We start from the raw sequence: 18,438 nt of genomic DNA on the forward strand, positions 1-18,438 counted from the left end.
GGCGGAATTGGTAGACGCACTAGTTTCAGGTACTAGCGGGTAAAACCGTGGAGGTTCGAGTCCTCTCCTGGGCACCACGACTCAAGATGATCAAACCCGCGAAAGCGGGTTTTTTCGTTTCCGGGGTTCGGGTATCACGCGATGGCGGCGTCCATCCACGCATGGCATGGATCTACTGGATGATCAAACCCGCGCAAGCGGGTTTTTTCATGTCCAGCGCTCAAGAGGGACGCTTGTTCCGGACCGGCTTCCCCATCTTGATTGTCGTATCCGGCATGACACGACGGATGCTCGAGCGCGCTGCGACAGTGCGGGCGCGCGTAGAGTGGGTTTGAGAACCAAACCCGTCGCACATTCCTCGCGGTTTCGTATTCTTCCTACACGAAATTCCCTTCGCGCCGGTCCTGGAACAGGCAGATTCATTGGTGCAGGTTGCCTGGCCCCATCGCGATGCTCTGCCTCCTGCGCCCCTATTCCGTGCAAAGGAGTCTTCATGCAGAGCATCACCTGTCCCCACTGTCACACCACGTCAAACCGCGGTGTTCGCGTCTGCGTCGGATGCCAGGCAGAGGTGCACTACGGGGCGCCGAGAGAAGCCAGCATCGCCATTGTGATTGCAGCCATCGTCTGCGGCTTGTTCGCGGGCACCTACCTGCAGTCGGCTGTGGGCTGGGTGGCCGGCGCGGCCGTCCTCGTGGGCGGAATCTGGTCCATCACCCAGCTATACCGCGATCGTGTCGAGTTCAAACGTATCTACCGCACGCGGTAACCCGGTCCCAAAAACAGAAACCCCGCCTTCCGGCGGGGCTTCTGCATTGCATGGATGCGTTTCGCGGAAGCCGCCGGGCATGGCCCGGCGCTACCGGGTGGCAGATCGATCAGTGTCCGCCACCGGCGGCCGCGCCTGCACCCGCACCGAACGGCGGCTTGGCCAGCCACAGGAACGCGATGATCGCCAGGAAGATCCAGCCCAGCAGGAAGAAGATGTCGTTGAAGCCCATCTGCGATGCCTGGTGGTTGATCATGTTGTTCAGTACCGCTGCGCCGTGCTGCAGGTCGCCCTGCCCCATCGCCGTGACCTGGTCCTGCATGCCCGGCTGATAGGCCGAGATGTGCTCGGTCAGGTCGGCATGGTGCACCTGGGTGCGCCGCGCCCACAGCCACGTCGTCAGCGACGCCGCGAAACTGCCACCCAGCGTTCGCAGGAAGGTGGCCAGGCCGGAGCCGGCCGCGATCTCGCGCCCATCCAGGTCCGACAGCAGGATCTGCAGCACCGGCATGAAGAACAGCGCCACACCAATACCCATGATCAGCTGTACGCCGGCCACGTGCATGTAGTCCACCTGCAGGTTGAAGTTCGAACGCAGGAAGCTGGTCATGGACAGCACGATGAAGGCCACCGTGGCCAGCATGCGCATGTCGAAGCGCGATGCGTACTTGCCCACGAACGGGGTCATGATCACCGGCAGGATGCCGATAGGCGCCGTCGCCAGGCCTGCCCAGATCGCGGTGTAGCCCATGTCACGCTGCAGCCACTGCGGAATCAGCAGGGCGACACTGAAGAACGCCGCGTAGGCGACCACCATCGCCAACGTACCGGCGCGGAAGTTGCGGTGCCGGAACAGCTTCAGGTCGACGATCGGGTCCTTGTCGGTCAGCTCCCAGATCAGGAACACCGTCAGCGCCACCACCGCCACGCAGGCCAGCACCACGATCTTCATCGACGAGAACCAATCCTCATCGTTGCCCAGATCGAGCACCAGCTGCAGCGCACCAACGCCGATCACCAGGGTGACCAGGCCGACGTAGTCCATCTTCGGCTTCTCGATGTGCTCCGGGCGCCCCTTCAACTGGTTGCCCACCACCAGCGCGGCGAAGATGCCCAACGGCACGTTGATCAGGAAGATCCATTCCCAGCTGTAGTTGTCGGTGATCCAGCCACCGAGGATCGGTCCGCAGATCGGCGCCACCACGGTGATCATCGCCAGCAGCGCCAAGGCCTGTCCGCGTTTCTCGCGCGGATAGATCGAGACCAGCAGCGACTGCGTGATCGGGTACATCGGGCCGGCCACGAAACCCTGCAGTGCACGCGACAGCACCAGCATGCCCATGCTCTGCGCCAGGCCGCACAGCAGCGAGGTGATGACGAAGGCCAGCGTGGCCCAGACGAACAGCTTGCGCTCACCGAAGCGACGGCTGAGCCAGCCGGTCAGCGGCAGCGCGATGGCCGTGCTGACCGCGAACGAGGTGATGACCCAGGTCGCCTGCTGCGAACTGGCGCCGAGATTACCGGCGATGGTCGGCAGCGAGACGTTGGCGATGGTGGTGTCGAGCACCTGCATGAACGAGGCCATCGCCAGGCCAACGGTACACAGGGCGACGCTGGGCGGCAGGAACCCGGAGGCCGCACCCGGCGCCGCCGGTGCGCCCGGAGTGCCGGGCGCGGCTGGAGCTTGTGCGGACATGGCGACCTCAGCCCACCTTTGCCTGCTGCTGCGGCAGGTTGCCCTGGATGATCGTGTGGATCACCTCGTCGGCATCATGCAGCTGCTTGGCATACACGTCGGTGTCGAACACCGTGCCCTTGGCCGGGGTGCTCGGCAGCACTTCGCCCTTCTGGTCGCGCAGGCTCACTTCAGCCTTCATCGACAGGCCGATGCGCAGCGGGTGTTCGGCCAGCTGCTTGGCATCGATGGCGATGCGCACCGGCACACGCTGCACGATCTTGATCCAGTTGCCGCTGGCGTTCTGCGCCGGCAGCAGCGAGAACGCCGAGCCGGTGCCCAGGCCCAGGCTCTGGATGCGACCCTTGTACTTCACGTCACCGGCGTACAGGTCCGACTTCAGTTCCACTTCCTGGCCCAGGCGCATGTGGCGCAGCTGGGTTTCCTTGAAGTTGGCCTCGACCCACATCTGCTCGGTCGGCACCACCGCCATCAGCGCATTGCCCGGCTGCACGCGCTGGCCGACCTGCACCGAACGACGGGCAACATAGCCGGTGACCGGCGCGACGATGCCGGCGCGGGCGTTGTTGAGGAAGGCCTGGCGCAGCTGCGCGGCGGCGGCCTGCACGTCCGGCTGGGTGGCGATCACGGTGTCGTCGACCAGCGCGCGGTTGCGCTCGACGGTCTCGCGCGAACCGGCCACGGCCGCTTCGGCAGCGGCCAGCTCATCACGGGCATGGGCCAGTTCTTCGTTGGAGATGGCGCCGGTGGCAGCCAGGTCCTTGCGGCGGGCGAAGTCGTCGCGCACGCGCTTCAGGGTCACCTGGCGGGCGTTCAAGTCCGCCTGGGCGCCTTCCACGCTGCGGTACAGACCACGGGTCTGGCGCACCGTCTTGGCCAGGTTGGCTTCGGCCTGCTGCAGTGCCACCGAGGTGTCGGACGGGTCCAGCTGCACCAGCAGCTGGCCGCGCTCCACGCGCATGCCGTCATCGGCATTGATGGCGACCACGGTACCGGCCACCAGCGGGGTGATCTGCACCTGGTTGCCCTGCACGTAGGCATCGTCGGTCTCTTCGAACCAACGGCCGAACATGAAGTACCACAGCGCCAGTGCGGCAAGCAGCAGCACGACGATCACGAACAGGCCGCGCAGCAGGTTGCCGCGGCGGTTGGGAGCGGCCGGGGCCGCGGTGTCTTGGGTCTGGCTCATGGCGGGCGTCTTCAGGAATGCGAGGAATTGGAATGGGAGGCGATCGGTGCGCGGTCGGCGTCAGCGGGCTGGAAACCACCGCCCAGCGCCTTGCTCAGGCGCACCGAGGACTGCACCTGCTGCGACTGCAGCCCGACCAGCTGCTGCTGCGACTGCAGCAGGGTGGACTGCGCGGTCAGCACGTCCAGGTAGCTGCCGATGCCGGCGCGGTAGCGCTGCTGGGCCAGGTCGAAGGCCGAGCGCGCGGTGTCCACCGCCTGCTGCTGCGAGTGCGCCTGCTGCGCCAGCGAACGCACCGCGTTGACCTGGTCGGCAACGTCGCGCAATGCGTCGAGCACGGCCTGGTTGTAGTTGGCCACCGCCAGGTCGTACTGCGCATCGGTGTTGGCCAGGTTGGCGCGCAGCTTGCCGCCCTCGAAGATCGGCAGGCTCAGCGCCGGGCCGATGTAGGCGAAGGTGGAGCTGCTCTTCAGCAGATCACCCACGTTCGGGGCGACTACACCGGCCAGCGCGGTCAGGTTGAAGCTCGGGTAGAACTTGGTCCTGGCGACCTTGATCTGCTTGTCGGCCGCTTCCACGCGCCAGCGTGCGGCGACGATGTCGGGGCGACGGCCGAGCAGTTCGCTGGGCAGCACGCCCGGCAGCTGCAGGGCCATCGGATTCAACGGCTGCGGGCGCTGGATCGACAGGCCGCGGTCCGGGCCCTTGCCGACCAGTGCCGCCAGCGCGGTGCGGGCGGCATCGATGCGCTGCTGCGCGGCCTGCACCTGCTGCTGCGCGGCCGGCACGCGGGCTTCGGCCTGGCGCACCTGCAGATCGCTGTCGATGCCGGCGCTGCGGCGCTGGCGGGTCAGCTGCAGCGACCTCTGCGAACGGGCCAGCTCTTCCTCGGCCACGTCGTTGAGCTGCCACGCGTAGGCCAGGTCGGCATAGGCCTGGGTGATGCCGGTGGACAGGTTCAGGCGCGCGGCCTGGGCCTCGACGGTGGCGGCATGCGCGCCATCCACGGCGGCTTCCCAGGCGGCGCGCTTGCCGCCCCACAGGTCCACGCCATAGCTGAAGTCGAAGGCGACCTGGCTGCTGCCACCGTAGCGGCCGCCCATCTCACTGCGGACCATCGACTCGGGCAGGCGCAGGCCGGTGTAGCCACCGGACACCGACAGGCTGGGCAGCTCATCGGCACGCGCAGTGCCAACCTGGGCCTGGGCCTGGCGCAGGCGCGCATCGGCGGCATCCAGGCTCGGATGACCGGCCAGGCCTTCGGCAACCAGCGCGTCCAGCTGCGCATCGCCCAGTGCCTTCCACCAGTCCTGCGCCGGGAAGCCGGTGGCGCTCAGGTCGGTGTCGGCCAAGGTGCGTTCGCTGTGCAGGCTGTCCACATCGAGCACGTGGCCCTGCGGGTTGAGGCCACGGCTGCTGGCGCAGGCGGCCAGGGCCAGGGCCAGCGCTGACACCAGCAGCGCGCGCCCGGACCGGCGGAGAGTGGAATGCGGGATCGGGTTCATGGGGTCGTCAGGGAATCGCGGATTCGGGTAAGGAGGGACAGCAGCAGCGTGCGCTCGTCGGCGGAAAGATCACGCAGCGCGTAATCCATCACCGCGTCGCCGCGCAGCTTCAGCCGCGCCCACAGCGCGCGGCCTTCATCGGTCAGCACGATCTGCAGCGCACGCCGGTCCTGCGCATGCGGCTCGCGGCGGACGCAGCCCAGCGCCTCGAGCTTGTCCAGCAGGCGGGTGACCGCGCTGGGTACCTGGTCGATGGCCTGGGCCAGTTCATTGGCCGTGCACGGCGCCATGTTGGAAAGCACCTTCAACCCGATGTAGTGGGTGAAGCCGATACCCAGATCTTCTTCAGCCATGGACGCGTCGAGTTGCCGGACCAGGCCGTCGCGCACCTGGCGCAGCAGCAGGCCGAAGCTGGGGGGAGTGGTTGCAGGACAGATCATGGGGGAGCATTCTCTTCCAAAAAAAATATTTCTCAATGGAAATATTCGATCTGGCATCGAATGCTGTGTTGCAGCAGTGGGCTGGATCGGTGAAGGCGCCTACCTTAATGATCTGGTCAGGTGGCCCGGTAGTACAATCCAGCCAATGGATGACACATTTCAGCCAGCGGATATGATGAACAAGGCAGAAATCCCCCCTCCCAAGCGCCTGCTGCGCGACGACGCGCTGGACTGGTTCGAGCGCAACGACGGCCCGCCAGTGGTGGCCTTCCGCTTCGACAGCCCCCTCGGCCTGGTCAGGGAAGTGGACTGGCATCACCACCAGCGCGCCCAGCTGATCTGCGTCGAACGCGGCCTGCTGACCACCCGCACCTCGCATGGCACCTGGTCGCTGGCGCCGGGTTCGGCCGGCTGGATGCCGCCGCTGGAGCCGCATACGGTCACCCTGGACGGTCCGCTGCGTGGCTGGGGCATGGCGCTGGCCGCGCCGGCCTGCGCCACCCTGCCGGCCGATCCCTGCGTGCTGGGCCTGTCCAAGCTGGCGCAGGCGCTGGCCGACCGCATCTGCGAATGGCCACTGGGTTACGACACCACGCCCGAGCGCCAGCACATCATCGACGTGCTGCTGGACGAGATCCGTACCGCGCCGCGCCAGCGCATGCACCTGCCGATGCCTCATGACCGGCGCCTGCTGAAGATCGCCTCGCAGCTGCTGGCCGACCCATCCGACGAGCGCAGCCTGGCCGAGTGGGCGCACTGGGCCGGCCTGTCGCCGCGCAGCCTTACCCGCCACTTCCGCGACGAGACCACCCTCAGCTTCGCCCAGTGGCGGCAGCAGGCCCGGCTGTCCGAAGCCCTGCGCCAGCTGACCGACGGCCGCAGCGTGGCCGACATCGCCCATGCGTTGGGCTTCAGCAGCGCCAGCGCCTTCGTCACCGTGTTCCGCCGCCACTTCGGGCTGCCGCCGGGGCGCTACCTGGCACGGGCCGGGCATGGCCTGGAAACCGGGCTGGACCCTGCGCGTGGCTTGGCATCCCCCGCCGCATCCGGATAATCACAGGATTGCGAGCGGCGACCGCCGTCGCCGCCTCCCGACAACAGGTAACAACGCCGCATGACCGAACTTGCCCGCCCCGTGTTCCACGGATTCGAACAACTGCCGCTGCGCGAGTACGCCGAACGCGCCTACCTCGACTACTCGATGTATGTGGTCCTGGACCGCGCCCTGCCCTTCATCGGCGACGGCCTGAAGCCGGTGCAGCGCCGCATCATCTATTCGATGAGCGAGCTGGGCCTGAATGCCGCGTCCAAGCCGAAGAAGTCCGCGCGCACCGTCGGTGACGTCATCGGTAAGTACCACCCGCACGGCGACAGCGCGTGCTACGAAGCGCTGGTGCTGATGGCACAGCCGTTCTCGTACCGCTACCCGCTGATCGAGGGCCAGGGCAACTTCGGCTCCAGCGACGACCCGAAGTCGTTCGCGGCGATGCGTTACACCGAATCCAAGCTGACCCCGATCGCCGAAGTGCTGCTGGGCGAACTGGGCCAGGGCACCACCGACTGGGCACCGAACTTCGACGGCACCCTGCAGGAACCGACCTGGATGCCGGCGCGGCTGCCGCACCTGCTGCTGAACGGCACCACCGGCATCGCCGTGGGCATGGCCACCGACGTGCCGCCGCACAATCTCAACGAGATCGTCAGCGCGCTGCTGCACCTGCTGGACAACCCCGACGCCACCGTGCGCGACCTGTGCGAACACGTGCAGGGCCCGGACTACCCGTCCAGCGCCGAGATCATCACCGCGGCCAACGACCTGCGCACGATGTACGAGACCGGCAACGGCAGCGTGCGTGCGCGTGCAACCTTCACCAAGGAAGCCAACAACATCGTGGTGACGGCGCTGCCGTTCCAGGTGTCGCCGTCGAAGGTGATCGAGCAGATCGCCGCGCAGATGCGCGCCAAGAAGCTGCCGTGGCTGGAGGACATCCGCGATGAATCCGACCACGCCAACCCGGTGCGCGTGGTGCTGGTGCCGCGCTCCAACCGCGTGGACGCCGAACAGCTGATGGGCCACCTGTTCGCCACCACGGACATGGAGCGCAGCTACCGCGTCAACCTCAACGTGATCGGGCTGGACGGCCGTCCGCAGGTGAAGAACCTGAAGATGCTGCTCAGCGAATGGCTGACCTTCCGCAGCAACACCGTCACCCGCCGCCTGCAGCACCGCCTGCAGAAGGTCGAGCGCCGCCTGCACCTGTTGGAAGGCCTGCTGGTCGCCTTCCTCAACCTGGACGAGGTGATCCACATCATCCGTACCGAGGACGAACCGAAGGCGGCGCTGATCGCGCGCTTCGGCCTGTCCGACGACCAGGCCGAGTACATCCTGGAAACCAAGCTGAAGCAGCTGGCCCGCCTGGAAGAGATGAAGATCCGCGGCGAGCAGGACGAGCTGGCCAAGGAGCGCGAGAAGATCCTCGGCATCCTCGACAGCAAGGCCAAGCTGAAGAAGCTGATCCGCGACGAACTGACCGCCGATGCCAGGAAGTTCGGCGACGCACGCCGTTCGCCGCTGGTGCAGCGCCAGGCCGCGCAGGCCATCGACGAGACCGAGCTGGTGCCGAGCGAGCCGATGACCGTGGTGTTGTCGGAGAAGGGCTGGATCCGCGCGGCCAAGGGCCACGACGTCGATGCGTCCGCCCTCTCCTACCGCGACGGTGATGCCCTGCAGGGCGCGGTGCGTGCGCGCAGCACCCAGCAGGTCGCGTTCCTCGACAGCGAAGGCCGCGCCTACTCGACGCCGGTGCATACCCTGCCCTCGGCGCGCGGCAACGGTGAACCGCTGACCGGCCGCTTCTCGCCGGCACCGGGCACCAGCTTCGTGACCCTGGCCAGTGCCGAGCCGGATGCCCGTTTCGTGCTGGCCTCCAGTCATGGCTATGGCTTTGTCACCCGTTTCGAGAACCTGATCGGTCGCAACAAGGCCGGCAAGGCAATGCTGAACCTGTCGTCCGGCTCGTCGGTGCTCACTCCATCGGTGCTCGCCAACGTGGCCACCGACCGCATCGTGGCGGTGACCAGTTCGGGCAACCTGCTGGCAATCGCCGCCAACGACCTACCGGAACTGGACAAGGGCAAGGGCAACAAGATCATCGAGATCCCGAAGGCCAAGCTCGCCACCGAACGCGTGGTCGCCATCGTGGCAATCAGCCCGGGGCAGACCCTGCAGGTGCGCAGTGGCCAGCGCACGATGGGGCTGAAGTTCAACGAGCTGGACGCCTACCTCGGCGCCCGCGCCACCCGCGGCCACCTGCTGCCGCGCGGCTGGCAGAAGGTGGAAGGGCTGGCGGTGGAGTAAGCGGTAGTGCCGGCCGCTGGCCGGCAACTGCTGGATGTTGCTGGGATCCAACGTTGCCGGCCAGCGGCCGGCACTACCGGAATCCAGGGACGTCAGACACGAAAAAGCCGGGGCATTCCCCGGCTTTTTCGTTGTCGGCTGGCGGGCGGTGGAGCGGCTGGCTGGCGAAAGCTGGCTGGCGATGCTCCGGTGCTGGCGGGCGACAGAACGCTGTGCTTCGTCTGGTAGAGCCGACCGCTGGTCGGCTGCTTTTCTGCTCCTGGTAGAGCCGACTGTTAGTCGGCTGCTCTTCTGCTCCTGGTAGAGCCGACTGTTAGTCGGCTGCTCTACCGAAAAGCAGCCGACCAGCGGTCGGCCCTACAGAGAGCGGTGCCGCTCAGTGCGCCGGGGCGCCGTTGCCGTCGATCTTGCTCAGCTGGTACAGCTCCAGGCCGATGCGCTTGATCAGGCCCAGCTGCTGCTCCAGCCACCAGGCGTGGTCTTCCTCGGTGTCCTTCAGCTGCGCCAGCAGGATGTCGCGGCTCACGTAGTCACCGTTCTCTTCGCACAGCTTCATGCCGGCGGCAAGATTGTTCCGAACGGCGTATTCAGTATCGAGATCCTTCTGCAGCATCTCTTCCACCGTCTTGCCGGGCTCGGTGGCATGCGGGCGCATGTCCGGGTCGCCGCCGAGGAACAGGATCCGGCGCAGCAGCGCGTCGGCGTGCTGGGTTTCCTCTTCCATCTCGTGGTTCAGGCGTTCGTACAGCGCGAACAGGCCCTGGTCCTCGTAGCGGCGGGAATGGATGAAGTACTGGTCGCGGGCAGCAAGCTCGCCGCGCAGCAGTTCCTTCAGGCAGGCGATGACGTCCGGGTTGCCTTTCATGGGGGGGCTCCTGTGAATCGATGGGACATAGGGTGCCGCATTTCAAAATACGGTGATCTAATCGGAATCAGTCGCAGTTGCGCCTGCGGCTACAATCGACCCACGAGTTCGGAAAGGACGTGCGATGCGACGTACATGGCGTTGGGTGCTGGGCGTGCTGATCGCCATCGTTTTGGTCACCGCCCTGGTGCTGTGGCTGCTGCTGCGTGGCAGCCTGGCCGACCTGGACGGCGAGCATGCCCTGCCGGGGCTGGCCAAGCCGGTCACCGTCGAGCGCGATGCGCTGGGCGTGGTCACCATCACCGCCGCCAGCCAGGCCGACGCCATGCGCGCATTGGGTCGCGTGCATGCGCAGGAACGCTATTTCGAAATGGACCTGATGCGCCGCAGTGCCGCCGGCGAGCTGTCGGCGCTGTTCGGGCCGAAGGCCATCGACGCTGACAAGCGCATGCGCGTGCATCGCCTGCGCGCACGCACCGAAGCGCACCTGGACGCTGCATTGGGCGACAACGGCGATGCCGTGCGTGCCTACGTGGATGGCGTCAACGAAGGCCTGGCCGATCTCTCCGTGCGCCCATGGGCCTACCTGCTGCTGCGGCAGTCACCGCAACCGTGGAAGGCCAGCGACAGCGTGCTGACCGGGCTGGCCATGTACGCCGACCTGCAGGATCCGGGCAACCAGACCGAGCTTGCGCTCAGCCGCATCCGCGCGGTGGTGCCGCCGGCGCTGTACGCGCTGATCACCCACGACGGCACTGAATGGGATGCACCGCTGTTCGGCGAACCCACCGGCAACGCCGCCCTGCCCGATGCCAGCCAGCTCGACCTGCGCACGTTGAAGGGAAAATCCGGCATCGCGCAGGAAGAGGCGGACGCCGTCGGCAGCAACAACTTCGCGGTGGCCGGGGCGCTTACCGCCGATGGCCGCGCGATCGTCGCCGACGACATGCACCTGGGCCTGCGCGCACCGGGCCTGTGGTTCCGCGTGCGCCTGCGCTACCCCGACCCGCAGGCTGCCGGCGGGCAGGTCGATGTCACCGGTTTCTCGCTGCCCGGCCTGCCTGCGGTGATCGTCGGCAGCAACGGGCACGTGGCCTGGGGCTTCACCAACAGCTACATCGACACGGCGGACTACCGCACTGAACCAGCCAACGCCGCGGCGACCGTACATGAAGAACGCATCACCGTAGCCGGTCAGGCCGACGTGGTGTTCCCGGTGCGCGAAACCGCCTGGGGGCCGATCCTGCATACCCACGCCGATGGCGGCGGCGACGCGCTGCGCTGGGTCGCCCAGCTGCCCGGCGCGGTGCGCCTGGACTTCGGTGACCTGGCTCGCGCTGGCGATCTGGACGCGGCCCTGCAGTTCGCCGACCGCGCCGGCATTCCCGCGCAGAACCTGGTGGTCGGCGACCGCAGCGGACGCATCGCCTGGCGCCTGATCGGCGCCCGCCCGGACCGCGGCCCCGGCTGTGCACCTGCGGGCTTCACCGCAGCCAACAACCAGGACTGCGCACCCTGGCCGATCCGCAGCGATGCCTCACCGGCACTGATCGACCCACCCAACCACCGCCTGTGGACCGCCAACGGCCGCGTTCTGGACGGCCAGGCACTGGCCACTGCCGGCAACGGCGGCTATGACCTCGGTGCGCGGGCGCGGCAGATCCGTGACCTGCTGGCGATCCAGGAGCGCTTCGACGAGCATGACCTGCTGGCGATCCAGCTCGATGACCGCGCCGTGTTCCTGCAGCGCTGGTGGGCCCTGCTGCACGACGTCATCGAACGCAGTGACGACCCTGCGCTGAAGCGATTGAAGGCAGTCAGCCATCAGTGGGGCGGGCGCGCTTCAGCCGACTCGGTCAGCTACAGGGTGGTGCGCGAGTTCCGCACGCAGGTGATGGAGACGCTGTCCGATGCGCTGCTGGCACCGGCCAATGCGCAGCTGGGTAAGGACTACCTCGATCCACGCCTGGCGCAGCTGGAAGGCGTAGCCTGGCCGATGCTGCAGCAGCGCCCGGCCAACCTGCTGCCGCCGGCGTTCGACAGCTGGGATGCGCTGCTGATCGATGCGGCACGTCGCACGGAAGCCGAGCTCTCCAGGCAAGGCCCACTGGCCAAGCGCACCTGGGGTGAACGCAACACCGCGGCGATCTGCCATCCCATTGCTCGCGCGTTGCCGGACATCGCCAAGCGCTGGCTGTGCATGCCCGCCGACCGGCTGCCTGGTGACCGCGACATGCCGCGCGTGCAGACGCCGAACTTCGGTGCTTCCGAGCGCATGGTGGTGTCGCCCGGCCACGAGGCCGACGGCATCGTGCACATGCCCGGCGGCCAGAGCGGGCATCCCCTGTCTCCGTACTGGGGCGCCGGCCACGAAGACTGGGTGCATGGCCGCCCGACCCCGTTCCTGCCCGGCAAGGCGCAGCACATCATGACCCTGGTGCCGGCGCGGTAGCGCCAGCGCGGTAGTGCCGGCCGCTGGCCGGCAACCTCATGATGCTGGACACACCAGCCTGGATGCCGGCCAGCGGCCGGCACTACCCTCCGCACTCAGGCCCTGCGCCGCTCGATCAGGTTCAACAGCGGCCCGGTCATCGCCGTGGTCACCAGCGCCATGATCACCAGCACCGCGAACAGGCGGTCGCCGAGCAGGCCCAGCTCGTAGCCCAGGTTGAGCACGATCAGCTCCATCAGGCCGCGGGTATTCATCAGCGCGCCCAGCCGCCAGGCCTCGCGCGTGGGCATGCCGGCACTGCGCGCAGCGCTGAAGGTGCCCAGCAGCTTGCCGGCCGTGGCCACCACGATCACCACCGCGCACAGCACGATATCGCTGGCCTGCAATGCATCGGCGCGCATGCGCAGACCGGTCATGGCGAAGAACAGCGGCAGCAGCAGCGTCACCGCGAACGGTTCGACGCGGGCCATCAGCAGCTCGCGCAGTTGCACGTTGGACGACACCGCCACGCCGGCAGCGAACGCACCGAACAAGGCGTGGATGCCGAGCATTTCGGTGACCAGCGCGCTGGCCAGCGACAGCAGCAGGATGCCCAGCAGCCAGCGCCCCTCGCGGCCCGGCGCAACCTGCTGGCGGGCGAACCAGGGCTTCACCAGCCCCAGCATCAACGCCACGAACGCAACCACGCACAGCAGGTTGAGGCTGGCCGGCAGCCAGCCACTGGCCTGGGCCGCGGCGACGATCAAGGCCAGCAGGCACCACGCGGTGGCGTCGCCCAAGGCGGCGCAGGCGATGGCGGTCTGGCCCAGCGATGTCTGGGTGATGCCACGGTCGGCGAGGATGCGCAGCAGCACCGGGAACGCGGTGATGCTCATCGAGATGCCGACGAACAGCGCGAACGCGGTGAAGCCCACACCTTCGGGGCCGTGCTGCGGGTACAGCCAGATCGCCAGCGCGATGCCGAGCACGAACGGCACCGCGATGCCGGCATGGCTGACCGTGAACGCAAAACGCCGTCGCCCGCGCAGCGCGGCCAGATCCAGCTCGGCACCGGCCACCAGCAGGAACATCAGCACGCCCAGCTGGCTGAGCATGCCCAGCGGCCCCAGCGAACTGGCCGGGAACAGCGCCCCATGCAGCTGCGGCAGCACGCTGCCCAGCACCAGCGGGCCCATCATCAGGCCGGCCGCCATCTCTCCAATCACCGCCGGCTGGCCCAGCCGCTTCAGCAGTGCACCGGCCCCCTTGGCCACCAGCAACAACACCAGCAGCTGCAGCAGGAACAGGCCCAACGGCGAGGCCAGATGCTGCGCCCAGCCGCCCTCGGCGGCGGCCGTGGCGCGGGCAACCGCAGCGGGTGCAGCCGGACCAGCGAAGCGCGCCAGCAGCACACCGGCCAGCAGGGGCAGCGCGGCCCATGCCAGATAGCGCCATCCCCATTTCATCGGCGGCCGTTGGCTCCCGCGCGGTACGTCCATGAACATTCCCCAATGTGCAGGGCGCCGATGATACGTCGCAAAATGGGGACGGAGGGGATTAAGTCGTTTGTGCCTCAAACGACTTAATCCCCTCCGTCCCCTTTTTGCCGGATCAGGCCAGGGCTTGTTCGTGCACGCCGGCGATCGCGCGTCCGGAAGGGTCGGCCGCCGCCGCGAAGCTGGCATCCCAGGCGATCGCCGCCGGCGAGGAACAGGCAATCGACTTGCCGCCCGGCACGGTCTCGGCGGCCGCGCGGCTCGGGAAGAACTGCTCGAACAGGTGGCGGTAGTAGTACGCCTCCTTGGTCTGCGGCGGGTTGTGCGGGAAGCGCTTGTCAGCCGCCGCCAGCACACGGTCACTCACCTGCGCCTCGGCATGCGCTTTGAGGCCATCAATCCAGCCGTAGCCGACGCCATCGCTGAACTGCTCCTTCTGCCGCCACAGGATGCTGTCCGGCAGGTAGCCATCGAACGCCTCGCGCAACACCGCCTTCTCGATGCGGCGGCCACCGAACCCGGCACCGACCATCTTGTGCGCGGCATCGAAGCGCATCGCCACGTCGAGGAATTCGCGATCCAGGAACGGCACGCGCGGCTCCACGCCCCAGGCCATCATCGACTTGTTGGCACGCAGGCAATCGTAGTTGTGCAGGGCGTCGAGCTTGCGCACCAGCTCGTCGTGGAATTCGCGCGCGTCCGGTGCCTTGTGGAAGTACAGGTAGCCGCCGAAGATCTCGTCGCTGCCCTCGCCGGAGAGCACCATCTTCACCCCCATCGCCTTGATCCGCCGCGCAAGCAGGAACATCGGCGTCGATGCACGGATGGTGGTGACGTCGTAGGTTTCGATATGGCGGATCACTTCCGGCAGTGCATCCAGGCCTTCTTCGAAGGTGTATTCGAAGCCGTGATGCACGGTGCCCAGCGCTTCGGCGGCGATCGCAGCGGCGGCCAGATCGGGCGAGCCCTTCAATCCGATCGCGAACGAGTGCAGGCGCGGCCACCAGGCTTCGGTCTGCCCGCCGTCTTCGATGCGGCGGCGTGCATAGCGTGCGGCCACGGCGGCCACCAGCGATGAATCCAGGCCACCGGACAACAGCACGCCGTACGGCACATCGCTCATCAACTGGCGCTCCACGGCGTGCTCGAATGCCTGCCGCAGTTCGGCGAGGTCGGCCTGGCGGCCCTGCACATCCGCGTATTCACGCCACGGCTGCTGGTAGTAGCGCACCAGCTCGCCGCTGGCGCTGTCGAAATAGTGGCCCGGCGGGAACTGCGCGACATCGGCGCAGGAATCAACCAGCGCCTTCATCTCCGAGGACACCCGCAGGCGTCCCTGCGCATCGTGGCCCCAGTACAGCGGCACCACGCCGATCGGGTCGCGTGCCACCAGCACGCGGCCACTGTCACGGTCCCACAGCGCGAAGGCGAAGATGCCGTTGAGCTGCTCCAGCCACTGCGCCGGCGATCCGCCCTGGCGGTACAGCGCGTTGATCACTTCGCAGTCCGAGCCGGTCTGGAAGTCGTAGGCGGTGGTCAGCACGGCCTTCAGTTGCTGGTGGTTGTAGATTTCGCCGTTCACCGCCAGCGCCAGCTGGCCGTCGGCCGACAGCAGTGGTTGCGAGCCGCCGGCCGGGTCGACGATGGCCAGCCGCTCGTGGACCAGCAGCGCGCCTTCGTCCAGGTACACGCCGCTCCAGTCCGGGCCACGGTGGCGCTGGCGCTGCGACAGTTCCAGCGCATGACGGCGCAGGGCGGGAAGATCGTCACCGGCCTGCAGGCCGAAGATTCCGAAGATCGAACACATGGCGGAGCTCCTGTTGGGGGATTTCACGAGGGGAAGGTGTTCGACCGGCCATCCAGGCCCGGGAAGGCTGCGCCCGGGCACAAAAAAACCCGCATCGGCCGATGCGGGTTTTCTGGTGTCCGGGCGTGTGTTGCTGTCTATCTACCCAGGGCGCAGTCCCGCATCGGCCGCGCACGATTATTCGCGCGCAGATTATTGCGGTTGTTGTTATTGAAGGCGGTGGCCAGGCGGATCGACATGGGATCGACCCTACCCCGGTTTCCGGTGCAGCGCAACAGTTGCGTTGGCAACCACAGGCGAAGCGCATAATGGCGCGCCCTGCAATGTGTAATGGAAATGCAACACCGCACTGGATGCACCGCCGTACTGGCCGCCCTGCTCTGCCTGGGCCTGACCGCCTGCCAGAGCCTGCCCCCGCCCTCCAGGCTGCCACCGGCACAGCAGCAGGCCCTGGAACAACGCGGCAGTGACGGCAGCTTTGACGGCGCCTGGGATACCGCAGAAACCTTCGAGCGCTTCAACGATCCGCGCGCAGTCGCCTACTACGAGCGTGCCGCAGTGGTCACGCCCTGGACCTTCCACAACACCAGGGCGGAAGAAGCACTGGGCCGGATCTGGACCTCCGGCACGCTGCGGCATGCCGACAGCCCCCGCATCGATCCTGCGCCGGTGCTGCGTGCTTCGTGGCGACGCGGCGAGCGCGCCTACCTGGCCGCGGCAAAGCACGGCAATCCCTACGCGTTCTACGGGCTCGCCAAGGCCTATCGCCAGCGAGGCGACGCGCAGCAGGCGCTGCGCTGGGACCTGCGCGGAATGATCTACGAGCGCTACCCGAGTTCATCGTCGCGACTGCCGGAGGCGGTGGCCGCACAGGGTGGCACCGTGCATCCGCGGGTGGCGCAGATCCAGCGTCGCGCCGAGCGCGGCGACGCCGAAGCGCAGGTCGACCTGGGCGCGCTGCTGGAAAAGGGCATGGGACTGCCGCGCGATCCGGCACGTGCGCTGCAGCTGTACCAGCGCGCCGGTGAGAAGGGCAATGTGTTCGGCCAGTACTTCGCCGGTCTGCTGCTGTGCCGCAGTGCGCCGGGCGTAGAGAAGGACACCGGGGCGGCGGCACGCTGGTTTGCGAAGGCCGAAGCGCAGCACTTCTACATGGCAGCGCCAAGCTACTGGAAGAAAGCGGTCGAGCCGCCGTTCTTCATTTTTTCCGAGTAGAGCCGAGCCATGCTCGGCTGGGCGTTCCCTGCAGAAGCAGCCGAGCATGGCTCGGCTCTACAGGAAAGCAGTACCGGCGGGTGGTGTGCCGACCAGCGATCGGCACCCACCTCAGCAGGATCGAGGCCTACCCACCACTGGGCTCACGCCAGCAGCCGTTCCACCAGCCGCCGGTACAGACCCGGCAATGCTTCCAGTTCGTCCACGCGCACGTTCTCGTCCACCTGGTGGATGCTGGCGTTGACCGGGCCTACTTCGATGCACTGCGCACCCAGCGGCGCGATGAAGCGCGCATCGGAGGTACCGCCGCCGGTGCTTTCTTCCGGCGCGCGGCCGATGTGCTCGGCCAGCACTGCCCGTGCGGCGGCGCGCAGCGTGCCTTCCGGGGTATAGAACGGCTCGCCGCTGCGGTGCCACTTCAGCGTGTACTGCAGGCCATGCCGGTCCAGCAGTGCGGCGATCTCTTCTTCCAGCTTCGGCGCGTCCCAATGCGGGTTGTAGCGGAGGTTGAAATCCACTTCGAGCTCGCCAGGAATCACGTTGTTGGCACCGGTGCCGGCGTGGATGTTGGAAATCTGCAGGCTGGTCGGCGGGAAGCTCTCGTAGCCGTCGTCCCAGCGTCGTGCACTCAGTTCGGCCAGTGCCGGCGCCGCCTGGTGGATCGGATTGCGCGCCTTCTCCGGATACGCCACATGCCCCTGCACGCCCTGCACGCGCAGCTTGGCGGACAGGCTGCCGCGGCGGCCCACGCGCAGCAGGTCGCCCAGCGTCGCGGTCGACGACGGCTCACCGGTGATGCACCAGTCGATGCGCTGCCCGCGTGCGGCGAACAGCCGTGCAACGTGGCGCACGCCATCGATGGCATCACCCTCCTCGTCGCTGGTCAGCAGTACCGCCAGCGTGCCGGGATGGTCGGGATGCGCGGCGACGAACTGCTCGGCGGCGACCACGAACGCCGCCACGCTGCCTTTCATGTCGGCGGCACCCCGCCCGTACAGCACGCCATCGCGGATCTGCGGGCTGAACGGGTCGCTGGCCCAGGCCTCACGCGGGCCGGTTGGCACCACATCGGTGTGGCCCAGCAGGACCAGCACCGGTGCACCCTGGCCATGGGTCGCCCACAGATTGTCGACGTCGCCCAGACGCAGGTGGTCACAGTGGAATCCAGCCTGCTTCAGCCGCGCCGCCAACAGCGCCTGGCAACCAGCATCGTCCGGCGTTACCGAAGGTCGCGCAATCAGCTCGCAGGCCAGGTCGAGGACGGCACTCATGCGTCGCCCACGCCGAAGCGCGCCTTGAAGCCGTTGTCACTGAAACCCTGGCTGGCCCTGCCATCGGCGGTGACCACCAGCGGGCGCTTGATCAGCTGCGGGTACTCGCGCAGCAGCAGCTTCCACTCGGCCTCGGAATCAGCGGCCTTGCGGTTGTCCGGCAGCTGCCGCCAGGTGGTGGAGGACTTGTTGACCATGGTCGCCAGTCCCCCCAGCTGCGCGGCCCATTCCAGCAGCATTTCCGGACTGGGTTTGTTCTCGCGGTAGTCGACGAAGGTGTACGGCACGCCGAAGCGGTCCAGCCACTTGGTCGCCTTCTTGCAGGTATCGCAGTTCTTCAAACCGTAGACAGTGGTGCTCATGGCCATCTGTGATGCTGGAAAACAGGGGTCCAGA

At 67.4% G+C, this 18,438-nt stretch carries 15 protein-coding genes and 1 tRNA gene; 7 read left to right on the top strand and 9 right to left on the bottom strand.

All coding sequences use genetic code 11. The annotated features are described in order from the left end of the window. From D7T59_RS11585 to D7T59_RS11595, 3 genes are all read left to right on the top strand, one after another. Window positions 1-77: transfer RNA gene (locus D7T59_RS11585), tRNA-Leu, on the top strand. Between the two features lie 9 nt (window positions 78-86). After that, window positions 87-335 carry a hypothetical protein gene (locus D7T59_RS11590; RefSeq protein ID WP_180852440.1) on the top strand — a complete coding sequence of 83 codons (249 nt, stop codon included), beginning with the start codon at window positions 87-89 and terminating at the stop codon, window positions 333-335. Between the two features lie 158 nt (window positions 336-493). Continuing rightward, entirely contained in the window at window positions 494-769 is a 276-nt protein-coding gene (locus D7T59_RS11595; RefSeq protein WP_180852441.1) for a hypothetical protein, read from the top strand. A gap of 109 nt (window positions 770-878) precedes the next feature. Here the strand turns inward: D7T59_RS11595 and emrB are convergent, their stop codons facing one another. Genes emrB through emrR form a run of 4 tightly spaced genes read right to left on the bottom strand, consistent with a single transcriptional unit; the run spans window position 879 to window position 5,599 of the window. After that, window positions 879-2,465: a multidrug efflux MFS transporter permease subunit EmrB gene (emrB, locus tag D7T59_RS11600; RefSeq protein WP_164136404.1), complete on the bottom strand. Its 1,587-nt coding sequence runs from the start codon at window positions 2,463-2,465 to the stop codon at window positions 879-881. A 7-nt stretch (window positions 2,466-2,472) separates the two neighbouring features. Then, window positions 2,473-3,654 (bottom strand): multidrug efflux MFS transporter periplasmic adaptor subunit EmrA, encoded by a 1,182-nt coding sequence (emrA, locus tag D7T59_RS11605; RefSeq protein ID WP_106550639.1) that lies wholly within the window; start codon window positions 3,652-3,654, stop codon window positions 2,473-2,475. A gap of 11 nt (window positions 3,655-3,665) precedes the next feature. Next, on the bottom strand, window positions 3,666-5,159 hold the full coding sequence (gene emrC / locus D7T59_RS11610) for a multidrug efflux transporter outer membrane subunit EmrC (RefSeq protein ID WP_180852442.1): 1,494 nt from the start codon (window positions 5,157-5,159) through the stop codon (window positions 3,666-3,668). Further along, window positions 5,156-5,599, bottom strand: coding sequence for a multidrug efflux system transcriptional regulator EmrR (gene emrR, locus D7T59_RS11615; protein ID WP_005415875.1), 444 nt, complete (start codon window positions 5,597-5,599; stop codon window positions 5,156-5,158). Before emrR ends, emrC begins: the two co-directional genes overlap by 4 nt. A gap of 172 nt (window positions 5,600-5,771) precedes the next feature. Here emrR and D7T59_RS11620 point away from each other — a divergent pair, with 172 nt between their 5' ends. Together D7T59_RS11620 and parC are read left to right on the top strand one after the other, a co-directional pair. After that, a complete protein-coding gene (locus D7T59_RS11620; protein ID WP_180849161.1) occupies window positions 5,772-6,653 on the top strand; it encodes a helix-turn-helix domain-containing protein in 882 nt (293 codons plus the stop codon). A 60-nt stretch (window positions 6,654-6,713) separates the two neighbouring features. Then, window positions 6,714-8,957 (top strand): DNA topoisomerase IV subunit A, encoded by a 2,244-nt coding sequence (parC, locus tag D7T59_RS11625; RefSeq protein ID WP_180852443.1) that lies wholly within the window; start codon window positions 6,714-6,716, stop codon window positions 8,955-8,957. Between the two features lie 376 nt (window positions 8,958-9,333). On the opposite strand, the gene bfr is transcribed toward parC, so the two are convergent. Continuing rightward, window positions 9,334-9,822 carry a bacterioferritin gene (bfr, locus tag D7T59_RS11630; protein ID WP_010486279.1) on the bottom strand — a complete coding sequence of 163 codons (489 nt, stop codon included), beginning with the start codon at window positions 9,820-9,822 and terminating at the stop codon, window positions 9,334-9,336. Between the two features lie 124 nt (window positions 9,823-9,946). On the opposite strand from bfr, the gene D7T59_RS11635 reads away from it, so the two are divergent. Then, a complete protein-coding gene (locus tag D7T59_RS11635; protein ID WP_180852444.1) occupies window positions 9,947-12,274 on the top strand; it encodes a penicillin acylase family protein in 2,328 nt (775 codons plus the stop codon). A gap of 95 nt (window positions 12,275-12,369) precedes the next feature. Here D7T59_RS11635 and D7T59_RS11640 read toward each other — a convergent pair whose 3' ends face one another. Continuing rightward, complete coding sequence (locus tag D7T59_RS11640; protein WP_180852445.1) at window positions 12,370-13,758, bottom strand: cation:proton antiporter domain-containing protein; 1,389 nt, start codon at window positions 13,756-13,758, stop codon at window positions 12,370-12,372. A gap of 106 nt (window positions 13,759-13,864) precedes the next feature. After that, entirely contained in the window at window positions 13,865-15,556 is a 1,692-nt protein-coding gene (gene asnB / locus D7T59_RS11645; RefSeq protein WP_180852446.1) for an asparagine synthase B, read from the bottom strand. 330 nt (window positions 15,557-15,886) lie between these two features. Between asnB and D7T59_RS11650 the strand changes: the two genes are divergently transcribed. After that, window positions 15,887-16,771 (top strand): tetratricopeptide repeat protein, encoded by an 885-nt coding sequence (locus D7T59_RS11650; protein ID WP_180852447.1) that lies wholly within the window; start codon window positions 15,887-15,889, stop codon window positions 16,769-16,771. 143 nt (window positions 16,772-16,914) lie between these two features. Here D7T59_RS11650 and dapE read toward each other — a convergent pair whose 3' ends face one another. Beyond that, window positions 16,915-18,042: a succinyl-diaminopimelate desuccinylase gene (gene dapE / locus D7T59_RS11655; protein WP_180852448.1), complete on the bottom strand. Its 1,128-nt coding sequence runs from the start codon at window positions 18,040-18,042 to the stop codon at window positions 16,915-16,917. After that, window positions 18,039-18,410, bottom strand: a complete 372-nt coding sequence (locus D7T59_RS11660; protein ID WP_180852449.1) for an arsenate reductase — start codon at window positions 18,408-18,410, stop codon at window positions 18,039-18,041. Before D7T59_RS11660 ends, dapE begins: the two co-directional genes overlap by 4 nt. Window positions 18,411-18,438: the final 28 nt, after the last annotated feature.

The organism is Stenotrophomonas maltophilia (assembly GCF_013464915.1).
Classification (GTDB): Bacteria; Pseudomonadota; Gammaproteobacteria; order Xanthomonadales; family Xanthomonadaceae; genus Stenotrophomonas; species Stenotrophomonas maltophilia_AT.

What these genes read in the sequence shown, in the direction of transcription:
- D7T59_RS11590 (WP_180852440.1), top strand. Translation starts at nt 87, where the DNA reads ATGATCAAACCCGCGAAAGCGGGTTTTTTCGTTTCCGGGGTTCGGGTA.
- D7T59_RS11595 (WP_180852441.1), top strand. Translation starts at nt 494, where the DNA reads ATGCAGAGCATCACCTGTCCCCACTGTCACACCACGTCAAACCGCGGT.
- emrB (WP_164136404.1), bottom strand. Translation starts at nt 2,465, where the DNA reads ATGTCCGCACAAGCTCCAGCCGCGCCCGGCACTCCGGGCGCACCGGCG.
- emrA (WP_106550639.1), bottom strand. Translation starts at nt 3,654, where the DNA reads ATGAGCCAGACCCAAGACACCGCGGCCCCGGCCGCTCCCAACCGCCGC.
- emrC (WP_180852442.1), bottom strand. Translation starts at nt 5,159, where the DNA reads ATGAACCCGATCCCGCATTCCACTCTCCGCCGGTCCGGGCGCGCGCTG.
- emrR (WP_005415875.1), bottom strand. Translation starts at nt 5,599, where the DNA reads ATGATCTGTCCTGCAACCACTCCCCCCAGCTTCGGCCTGCTGCTGCGC.
- D7T59_RS11620 (WP_180849161.1), top strand. Translation starts at nt 5,772, where the DNA reads ATGATGAACAAGGCAGAAATCCCCCCTCCCAAGCGCCTGCTGCGCGAC.
- parC (WP_180852443.1), top strand. Translation starts at nt 6,714, where the DNA reads ATGACCGAACTTGCCCGCCCCGTGTTCCACGGATTCGAACAACTGCCG.
- bfr (WP_010486279.1), bottom strand. Translation starts at nt 9,822, where the DNA reads ATGAAAGGCAACCCGGACGTCATCGCCTGCCTGAAGGAACTGCTGCGC.
- D7T59_RS11635 (WP_180852444.1), top strand. Translation starts at nt 9,947, where the DNA reads ATGCGACGTACATGGCGTTGGGTGCTGGGCGTGCTGATCGCCATCGTT.
- D7T59_RS11640 (WP_180852445.1), bottom strand. Translation starts at nt 13,758, where the DNA reads ATGTTCATGGACGTACCGCGCGGGAGCCAACGGCCGCCGATGAAATGG.
- asnB (WP_180852446.1), bottom strand. Translation starts at nt 15,556, where the DNA reads ATGTGTTCGATCTTCGGAATCTTCGGCCTGCAGGCCGGTGACGATCTT.
- D7T59_RS11650 (WP_180852447.1), top strand. Translation starts at nt 15,887, where the DNA reads ATGGAAATGCAACACCGCACTGGATGCACCGCCGTACTGGCCGCCCTG.
- dapE (WP_180852448.1), bottom strand. Translation starts at nt 18,042, where the DNA reads ATGAGTGCCGTCCTCGACCTGGCCTGCGAGCTGATTGCGCGACCTTCG.
- D7T59_RS11660 (WP_180852449.1), bottom strand. Translation starts at nt 18,410, where the DNA reads ATGGCCATGAGCACCACTGTCTACGGTTTGAAGAACTGCGATACCTGC.